Genomic DNA, 10,000 nt, shown 5'->3' on the forward strand with positions numbered 1-10,000 from the left:
CAAAAGAAGAAATTAATGCAATCATTAAAAATTCGAATGCTCCTACTTTTTCAAACACTATTGAAGCGTTAGATTATTCTGGCGAGCAATTAGATCGTTTATCGAATATTTTCTTCAATCTGAATTCGGCTGAAACTTCTGATGAAATGCAAAAAATTGCACAAGAAGTTTCGCCTTTACTTACAGCTTTCAGTAACGATATTGCTTTGAATGAAGATTTGTTCAAACGAGTTAAAGCCGTTTACGATCAAAAAGACACTATAGAATTAACTACTGAACAAGCGACTTTATTAGATAAAAAATTCAAAGGATTCTCACGAAATGGTGCGTTACTTTCGGAAGAAGATAAATTAAAATTACGTGAAATTGATACCGAATTAGCCAAACTAAAACTAACTTTCGGAGAAAATGTATTGGCTGAAACCAATAACTATCAATTACACATTACCAACGAAGCTGATTTGAAAGGTTTACCTGATGGCGCTAAAGAAATGGCAGCAAGTTTGGCAAAATCGAAAAATTTGGAAGGTTGGATTTTTACTTTAGATTTCCCAAGTTATTTACCATTCATAACTTATGTTGAAAATCGTGAATTACGAAAAGAAATTGCTATTGCTGCTGGAAAAAAATCGTTTCAAGATAATGAATTCGATAATAAAGAAAACGTAAAACGCATTGTAGAATTACGTCATAAACGTGCGAATTTATTGGGTTATGAATCACATTCGCATTTTGTTTTAGAAGAACGAATGGCACAAAATCCAGAAAGAGTACAATCGTTTTTGAATGATTTATTGGAAAAAGCAAAACCAGCGGCTCATAAAGAATTTGCTGAATTAACCGCTTTCGCCAAAGATTTAGACGGAATTGACCAATTAGAAAAATGGGATGGTGCTTATTATTCTGAAAAATTGAAACAGAAATTATTCAATTTTGATGATGAGTTATTAAAACCATATTTCAAATTAGAAAATGTACTGAATGGCGCTTTCACGATTGCAGAAAAGTTATTCGGAATTACATTTAAAGAAGTTTTTGACATTGACAAATACCACGAAGATGTCCAAACTTTTGAAGTATTAGATTTCGAAGGTAAATTAGTAGCTATCTTCTACTCCGATTTCTTCCCAAGAAAAGGAAAAAGAAATGGCGCTTGGATGACATCCTACAAACCACAATATATAAAGAAAGGAATTAACGAACGACCACATGTTTCTATTGTTTGTAATTTTACACCACCAACTGAAACAAAACCATCGTTATTGACTTTTAACGAAGTAACGACATTGTTTCACGAATTTGGACACGCATTACACGGCATGTTAGCCAATACAACTTATCCAAGTTTATCAGGAACTTCTGTTTATTGGGATTTTGTGGAATTACCAAGTCAAGTGATGGAAAACTGGTGTTACGAGCCTGAAGCGCTAGCTTTGTTTGCAAAACATTACGAAACGGGTGAAATTATTCCGCAACAGTATGTAGAAAAAATCAAAGAAAGTGCTAGTTTCTTAGAAGGAATGGCAACATTACGTCAATTAAGTTTCGGAATTTTAGATATGACCTATCACGGAAAATCGCAAACTATTGACGATGTAAAAGCCTTTGAAAAACAAGCTATGGAAATTGCATCATTATATCCAGATGTGGAAGAAAATTGTATGAGCACTTCATTTTCGCATATTTTTCAAGGTGGATATTCTTCGGGATATTACAGCTACAAATGGGCGGAAGTTTTAGATGCTGATGCGTTTGCGTATTTCCAAGAAAAAGGGATTTTCAACAAAGAAGTAGCAACCAAATTCAAAGACAACGTTCTTTCAAAAGGTGGCACCGAATTACCAATGGAATTGTATAAAAAATTCAGAGGTCAGGAACCGAAAGTGGAGGCTTTGTTGAAGAGAGCAGGATTGATTTAGATTATTAGAATTTTAGATATTTAGAAACCGAAACTAAACACTTCGGTTTCTTTTTTAAATAAACTTTCATTTTTTTTTGAAACTTTAAAAACTTTATTGTACATTTGTCTCATGGAATTCAAAGAAGCAAAAAATAAATTCGTACAAACATGGGGAGCCTTAGGTTCTCAATGGGGCATTAACAAAACCATGGCGCAGATTCATGCGTTGTTGATGGTTTCGCACGAACCCGTTTCTATGGAAGATATTATGGAAGAATTACAAATTTCGCGAGGTAATGCTTCTATGAATTTAAGAGCTTTGATGGATTGGGGCATCGTTTACAAAGAATACAAAGCAGGCGAAAGACGTGAATTTTTCACCGCCGAAAAAGATTTAGATGAATTAGCGGTAAAAATTTCAAGAGAAAGAAGCAAACGCGAAATCAAACCCGCTTTGAAAGTTTTAAAAGAAGTTTCGACCATTAAATCTGATGGCACCGAAGCAGAAAGACATTTCGTAGATCAAACCACAAAATTGTACGACTTCGTTTTAAAAGCCGATAATGTTTTGGATAAAATCACAGAATACAAAGACAATTGGTTGGCAAAATTGGTTGTTAAAATCATGAAATAAAAAAATTTAATCTAAACTTTCAATTATTTCTGAAGGTTTAAAATAATAGATAATATGAAAGTAATTAATAAAATCAACAAAGCGCTATTAATAATAACGATAATATTAGACTTTACAATCCTATTTGGGTTATATGCTCAAATTTTACTTGGCTTCACACAATTATGCATAGCATTATATATTTCTTTCAATTATAAAAAAATTGAGAAAAAACTTAAATATCAAATTATAAATTATTGGATTTATGTCATACTGTATTTTTCTTTTTTCACTTACATATTCTTAGAAGAGAAAAATGTAATAGACAATTACATAATAATGATTACAACTATTATAATTATACCAATGACAATTGCAATATATTTTACAATCATGTTAAATAAAATAGTAAATCAAAATGAAAAATAAACTAATCATAGCAGCCGGAACAGGATTTTTAGGAAACGTTTTAATCCAACATTTCAAAAATAAATTTGAAGAAATTATAGTACTTACTCGAGGAAAATCTGAAACTAATAACCAAATCATATATGTAAATTGGGATGCTAAATCATTTTCAGGTTGGGAAAAGGAATTAGAAAATGCAGATGTATTAATAAACTTAGCTGGAAAATCCGTTGATTGTAGATATACAAAAAAAAATAAAGCTGAAATTTTTGCTTCAAGAATTGAAAGTACCAAAATTTTAAACGAAGCTATTTTACAATGTAATAATCCACCAAAACATTTCATCAACTCATCAACTGCAACTATTTATCGTCATTCAGAAGATAAAGAAATGGATGAATATACAGGAGAAATCGGGAATGACTTCTCAATGAACGTTGCTAAAACTTGGGAAAACACATTTTATGAAATAGAAACGCCAAACACATTGAAAACAGCAATTAGAACATCCATTGTTTTGGGCAAAAATGGGGGCGCTTTTGTTCCATTGAAGCAATTAACCCAACTAGGGTTAGGCGGAAAAAACGGTAGTGGAAAACAATTCATAAGTTGGATTCACGAGAAAGATTTCGCAAGAGCTGTAGCATTTATAATCGAAAAAGAACTTTCAGGAAGTATTAATGTAGTTGCACCAAAACCGATTCGAAATGAAGAATTCATGAAAAAACTTCAAAAAGCAATTGGTATTCCATTTGGATTACCCATTCCAAAATCATTGCTAGAATTTGGAGCAAAAATCATAAAAACTGAAACTGAATTAGTTTTAAAAAGTAGAAATGTTATCCCAAAACGTCTAACAGAAAACGGATTTGAATTTGAATTTAGTGATTTAGAAAATATATTTAAAAATCTCTTATCATGAACCTCAACATCATCGCCTATCTCATCTATTTCAGCATTACAGGCATCATCATTGTGAAAGTTGGTAAAATCTGTTATCTGAATGGAAACATTTTCGTTTCACAATTGATTCCGAATCACGAAGACTTATGCCATAAAATAAATCAATTGCTTTTAGTTGGATATTACTTGCTAAACATTGGTTATTGTGCGATGACTCTAATTTCTTGGGAAAAAATTGAAAACATTACACAATTGATAGAAGTGATTACATCAAAATCGGCTTTCATTATTATTGCAATAGCTGTTATGCATTACATCAACATTATTTTATTAACGAATTACATCAAAAAATTAATTTAAACACAAGTATTATGGAAACTTCAAAAATTTTAATCGGTTATGCCATTTATCTTCCCGTTGCTTTATTTTTAACTTACTATGTTTCAAAAACGCTTTTTAAAAACAGTAAAATTTATATGTTGGACATTTTTAAAGGTCGTGAAGAAATCGCCAACGCAACCAACAAACTATTCGAAACTGGATTTTACTTACTGAATTTAGGCTTTGCTTTAATGATTTTAGAAATGAATATGTATGATGATACGTACCAAATTCTAATAGAAAAATTGAGTTATAAAATCGGCGGATTTTCAATTTATTTGGGATTGATGCTGTTCTTAAACTTATATTTCTTTTTTAGAGGAAAACGAAAAGCAAGTCAAACACAAGTAGAACAACGAATTGTTATTAATGGATAACTTCACAATCCTGACAGGTTTCAAAAACCTGTCAGGATTAACACCAACCACCACAAAATCGGAACACTTTCTAACCAAAATGATGCGTAATATCGGGAACGGTTTTCATTCGCAAAAAAGAGAAAAACAGCAATCGTTCCACACACCAAAAGCTTAAAAAAGAAGGGTAAAAAATGATGGTTATTGGTGTAAAAAAAATCTGAAATCAATAGTAATAACAACAAAACATAACCCAATTTCTTAGTCGGTTCCACTCCTATTTTTTGTGGAACAGTTTGCAAATGAATATCATCTTGTTTAACATCAACAATATCAAACACCAAAACCATAGAAAAAATAAGCAAAAATCGTTGCACTGCCATCAAAAAAACATCTATAGAAAAAGGAATTTCAGCTTCTACCAAAGGTAAAATAACCGTTACTCCTACCCAAGTAATTCCGACGATATAAATTTTTACACCTTTCCAATTTCGAGCGTTTTGTTTGTTTGGAAAAAAAGGCAAAGTGTATAAAAGCGTAAGTCCAAAAAACGCGAAAGCACTTACTTTTGACATCCAACTCAATTGGGTAAAAAAGTAAAAACAAGCCAACAACGAAATAAAACTCAGAAAAACGATTGTTTTCAGTTCCTTTTTAATTTGGGTTCTGTTTAACCTTGCTATGGCATCATACTTCACAAAATTATAACCAACCACCGTTCCAAAAAAAGCAAATAAAGCTACCGAAAAATCATCCTTAACATCAAAGAAATATTGGGTCATCAACACTAATGCAAATGCCGAAAATGCCACGTGCAAACTGCTATTGATATAAAAATCGAGAATTTTCTTTACTACTACCATTCAACAAAATTAATCAATCTGTTAATAAGACTTGAAATTAGTTGATAAAATCATAAAATTTCACATTTTAAAAACAAAAAATTACAAGATTAATAATTACTTTTGTTGTCCAAAACAACACATAATAACACACATACACATTTTTAATAAATGAGAACAGATGCATTCGCTTTGAGACATTTAGGGCCACGTGAAAGTGACTTAAATCACATGTTTAAAACGGTTGGTGTAGAATCTTTAGACCAATTAATTTTCGAAACAATTCCAGATGATATTCGTTTAAAAAACGACTTAAATTTAGACGCTCCCATGACTGAGTATGAGTATTTAACTCACATTCAAGAATTAGGAAAGAAAAATAAAGTATTCAAATCATACATTGGTTTAGGATATCACCCAGCTATCGTTCCGGCGGTTATTCAAAGAAATATTTTTGAAAATCCAGGATGGTACACAGCTTACACACCTTATCAGGCAGAAATTGCACAAGGTCGTTTAGAAGCAATTTTGAATTTCCAAACTACCGTTATCGAATTAACTGGAATGGAAATCGCAAATGCATCGTTACTTGATGAAGGAACAGCTGCTGCGGAAGCAATGGCATTACTTTTTGATGTAAGAACACGCGATCAAAAGAAAAATAACGTGAAGAAATTCTTCGTTTCGGAAGAAATTTTACCACAAACCTTATCGGTTTTACAAACACGTTCAACTCCATTAAATATTGAATTAGTAGTTGGAAATCATGAAAATTTTGATTTTTCAACAGAATTCTTTGGAGCTATTTTACAATATCCTGGAAAATACGGTCAAGTTTATGACTATGCTGGATTTATCGCAAAAGCTGCTGAAAACGAAATTAAAGTAGCAGTTGCTGCTGATATTTTATCGTTAGCAAAATTAACTTCTCCAGGAGAAATGGGAGCTGCTGTAGTTGTAGGAACTACACAACGTTTTGGTATTCCAATGGGTTACGGTGGACCACACGCTGGATATTTCGCAACGAAAGAAGAATACAAACGTTCGATGCCAGGAAGAATTATCGGTGTTTCTATCGATGCTAACGGAAACCGTGCATTACGTATGGCGTTAGGAACTCGTGAGCAACACATCAAACGTGAAAAAGCGACTTCTAACATTTGTACTGCTCAAGTTTTATTAGCGGTTATGGCTGGAATGTATGCGGTTTATCACGGACCAAAAGGTTTACAATATATTGCTGATAAAGTTCATGCTTCTGCGGTTACAACTGCGGACGCTTTAAATAAATTAGGAGTTTACCAAACAAACTCTGCTTTCTTCGATACGATTTTAGTAAAAGCCGATGCTGCTAAAGTAAAAGCGATTGCTGAGAAACACGAAGTAAACTTCTTCTATCCAGATGCTGAAACGATCTCGATTTCATTTAACGAAACAACTTCTGTAAATGACATCAACCAAATCATCGCTATTTTTGCTGAAGCTACTGGAAAAGAAACTTTTAAAGTGAATCAATTAGCAAATGAAGTAATGGTTCCTGAAAACTTAGTGAGAAAATCAACTTTCTTACAACATGAAGTTTTCAATAACCATCATTCAGAATCGCAATTGATGCGTTATATCAAAAAATTAGAGCGTAAAGATTTATCGTTGAACCACTCAATGATTTCGTTAGGTTCTTGTACGATGAAATTAAACGCTGCTGCTGAAATGTTGCCTTTATCGATGGCAAACTGGAACAGCATTCACCCTTTTGCTCCAGTTGAACAAGCAGAAGGTTACCAAATCATGTTGAAAAAATTAGAGCAACAATTGAATGTAGTAACTGGTTTCCAAGGAACAACGTTACAACCAAATTCAGGTGCTCAAGGTGAATACGCTGGTTTGATGGCTATTCGTGCTTACCATTTATCAAGAGGTGACAACCACAGAAATGTATGTTTGATTCCCGCTTCTGCTCACGGAACAAATCCAGCTTCTGCTGCTATGGCAGGAATGGAAATCATCGTAACTAAGACCATGGACAATGGAAATATCGATGTAGAAGATTTAAGAGCAAAAGCAATTCTTCATAAAGATAACTTATCATGTTTAATGGTTACTTATCCATCAACTCACGGAGTTTTTGAAAGTGCTATTATCGAAATTACAAATATAATTCACGAAAATGGAGGATTAGTTTATATGGATGGTGCGAACATGAATGCACAAGTTGGATTAACTAATCCAGCAACTATTGGTGCTGATGTTTGTCACTTGAACTTACACAAAACGTTTGCTATTCCTCACGGTGGTGGCGGACCTGGTGTTGGACCAATTTGTGTGAACGAAAAATTAGTTCCATTCTTACCAACAAATCCAGTTATTCCAACAGGAGGAAGTCAAGCAATCACAGCTATTTCATCTGCGCCTTATGGTTCGGCTTTAGTTTGTTTGATTTCTTATGGCTACATCACAATGTTAGGTGCTGAAGGTTTAACCAATGCTACTAAATATGCTATCTTAAATGCAAATTACATGAAAGCACGTTTAGACGAACATTATCCAGTTTTATATTCTGGAGAAATGGGAAGAGCAGCACACGAAATGATTTTAGATTGTAGAGCATTCGAAGAAAAAGGAATTAAAGTAACGGATATTGCAAAACGTTTAATGGATTATGGTTTCCACGCGCCAACGGTTTCTTTCCCAGTGGCTGGCACCTTAATGATTGAACCTACAGAATCAGAAGATTTAGCGGAATTAGATCGTTTTTGTGATGCGATGATTTCAATTCGTAAAGAAATTGAAGCTTCTTCTAAAGATGATGCGAACAATATTTTAAGAAATGCGCCTCACACTTTAGCAATGGTTACAGCTAACGAATGGGTTTTCCCTTACACAAGAGAACAAGCCGCTTTCCCATTAGATTATATTGCTGAGAATAAATTCTGGCCAACGGTTCGTCGTGTTGATGAAGCGTATGGAGATAGAAATTTAGTTTGTTCTTGTGCTCCGATTGAGGCTTACATGTAAAAAATAAATTTTCAATAGTTAAAAATCCCAAATTCCAATTCAGGTTTTTGGGATTTTTTTTAAACATGATAAAAGTCAATTGCTTCAAAAAGTATTGTTGTAAATTTGTACAATCATAAAATCTGAAAATGAACGACATCGAAACTCGAGAAGATATTTTACTCATCATGCGAAAGTTTTACGACAAACTTTTAGCCGATGATTCAATTAATTTTTTCTTTACCAAAGTAACCTCTGTTGACCAACATTTAGAAGCACATTTTGAAATATTGGCTACTTTTTGGGAACAATCTTTATTCTTAAAAGGAGGTTATTACAATAATATGTTTTCTATTCATAAAGACGTTCACGACAAACATGCTTTCAAAAAAGAACATTTCGACACTTGGTTAACGCATTTTAATTCAACAATTGACGAGCATTTCGCAGGAAAATATGCCGAACAAATGAAAACACAAGCACTAAGTATGGCTACGATAATGCAGATAAAATTCAATTAAAAGCCATTAAAAAGTTGATTTTCATATTTTTTTTAGTTTAAAATGTCGATTCAATAATTACACCAAATAAAACATCTGTTTTGTATTTATCTTAAAAAATAATTAATAATTTCGTTAGATTAACAATACGTATTATGAATATTAAAATAACAGGTTCAGGAAGTTATATTCCAACTAAAAAAGTTACGAATTCTGATTTTGCTCAACACGATTTTTTGAACGAAGACGGCACTGCTTTTAATATGACAAATGATATTATTGCAGAAAAATTTGTTGAAATTACAGGAATCATAGAAAGACGCTATGCAGCTGATGACATGGTAAACTCTGATATGGCTGTGATTGCATCAAAAAAAGCTATTGAAAAATCAGGCATTGATCCTGAAACATTAGATTACATTATTTTTGCTCACAACTACGGAGATATTCAAATAAACACCATTCAATCGGATACTGTTCCTAGTTTAGCCACTAGGGTTAAATATGGATTAAAAATTAAAAACCCAAAATGTGTTGCTTACGATATTCTTTTTGGTTGTCCTGGCTGGATAGAAGCCGTTATTCAAGCACAAGCATTTATTAAAGCTGGAATGGCTAAAAAATGTTTGGTAATTGGTTCCGAAACTTTGTCCCGTGTAGTAGACAAACACGACAGAGATAGCATGATTTACTCAGATGGTGCAGGCGCAACAATCATTGAAGCTACTGATGATGAAGGCGGAATTTTAGCTCACGAATCTGCTACTTTTTCTTTTGATGAATCTAAGTTTTTATATTTTGGAAACTCCTTTAGTAAAGAAGAAGACCCAAATATTCGCTATATCAAAATGTATGGTAGAAAAATTTATGAGTTTGCTTTATCCAATGTTCCAAAAGCAATGGCATCTTGCTTAGAAAAAAGTGGAATTGCTATTACCGACGTAAAGAAAATCCTAATTCATCAAGCAAATGAAAAAATGGATGAAGCCATCATCAATCGTTTTTACAAATTGTATAAGATGGAAACTCCAGTCGGAATTATGCCAATGAGCATTCATAAATTAGGAAATTCAAGTGTCGCAACAGTTCCAACCTTATATGAT

The 10,000-nt window shown here is 32.8% G+C and carries 9 protein-coding genes; 8 read left to right on the forward strand and 1 reads right to left on the reverse strand.

What is annotated here, in order from left to right; genetic code table 11:
* From LDL23_RS07325 to LDL23_RS07345, 5 genes are all read left to right on the forward strand, one after another.
* On the forward strand, positions 1 to 1,919 hold a 1,919-nt coding region (locus tag LDL23_RS07325), incomplete at its 5' end, for a M3 family metallopeptidase (RefSeq protein WP_291265116.1).
* Positions 1,920 to 2,030: 111 nt separating this feature from the next.
* Positions 2,031 to 2,534, forward strand: coding sequence for a MarR family transcriptional regulator (locus LDL23_RS07330; RefSeq protein WP_073583385.1), 504 nt, complete (start codon positions 2,031 to 2,033; stop codon positions 2,532 to 2,534).
* A 397-nt stretch (positions 2,535 to 2,931) separates the two neighbouring features.
* Positions 2,932 to 3,843 carry a TIGR01777 family oxidoreductase gene (locus LDL23_RS07335; protein ID WP_291265117.1) on the forward strand — a complete coding sequence of 304 codons (912 nt, stop codon included), beginning with the start codon at positions 2,932 to 2,934 and terminating at the stop codon, positions 3,841 to 3,843.
* Positions 3,840 to 4,184 (forward strand): hypothetical protein, encoded by a 345-nt coding sequence (locus LDL23_RS07340; RefSeq protein ID WP_291265118.1) that lies wholly within the window; start codon positions 3,840 to 3,842, stop codon positions 4,182 to 4,184. Before LDL23_RS07335 ends, LDL23_RS07340 begins: the two co-directional genes overlap by 4 nt.
* Before the next feature lie 11 nt (positions 4,185 to 4,195).
* Positions 4,196 to 4,582, forward strand: coding sequence for a hypothetical protein (locus LDL23_RS07345; protein ID WP_291265119.1), 387 nt, complete (start codon positions 4,196 to 4,198; stop codon positions 4,580 to 4,582).
* Between the two features lie 20 nt (positions 4,583 to 4,602).
* On the opposite strand, the gene LDL23_RS07350 is transcribed toward LDL23_RS07345, so the two are convergent.
* Positions 4,603 to 5,424, reverse strand: coding sequence for a hypothetical protein (locus tag LDL23_RS07350; RefSeq protein ID WP_291265120.1), 822 nt, complete (start codon positions 5,422 to 5,424; stop codon positions 4,603 to 4,605).
* A gap of 150 nt (positions 5,425 to 5,574) precedes the next feature.
* Here LDL23_RS07350 and gcvP point away from each other — a divergent pair, with 150 nt between their 5' ends.
* The 3 genes from gcvP to LDL23_RS07365 all read left to right on the forward strand — a co-directional run.
* Positions 5,575 to 8,418 carry an aminomethyl-transferring glycine dehydrogenase gene (gene gcvP, locus LDL23_RS07355; protein ID WP_291265121.1) on the forward strand — a complete coding sequence of 948 codons (2,844 nt, stop codon included), beginning with the start codon at positions 5,575 to 5,577 and terminating at the stop codon, positions 8,416 to 8,418.
* Between the two features lie 128 nt (positions 8,419 to 8,546).
* On the forward strand, positions 8,547 to 8,918 hold the full coding sequence (locus LDL23_RS07360) for a group III truncated hemoglobin (RefSeq protein WP_291265122.1): 372 nt from the start codon (positions 8,547 to 8,549) through the stop codon (positions 8,916 to 8,918).
* 134 nt (positions 8,919 to 9,052) lie between these two features.
* Positions 9,053 to 10,000: 3-oxoacyl-ACP synthase III family protein (locus tag LDL23_RS07365; RefSeq protein ID WP_291265123.1), on the forward strand; the 948-nt coding region annotated here is incomplete at its 3' end.

The organism is Flavobacterium sp. (assembly GCF_020217025.1).
Lineage (GTDB): Bacteria > Bacteroidota > Bacteroidia > Flavobacteriales > Flavobacteriaceae > Flavobacterium.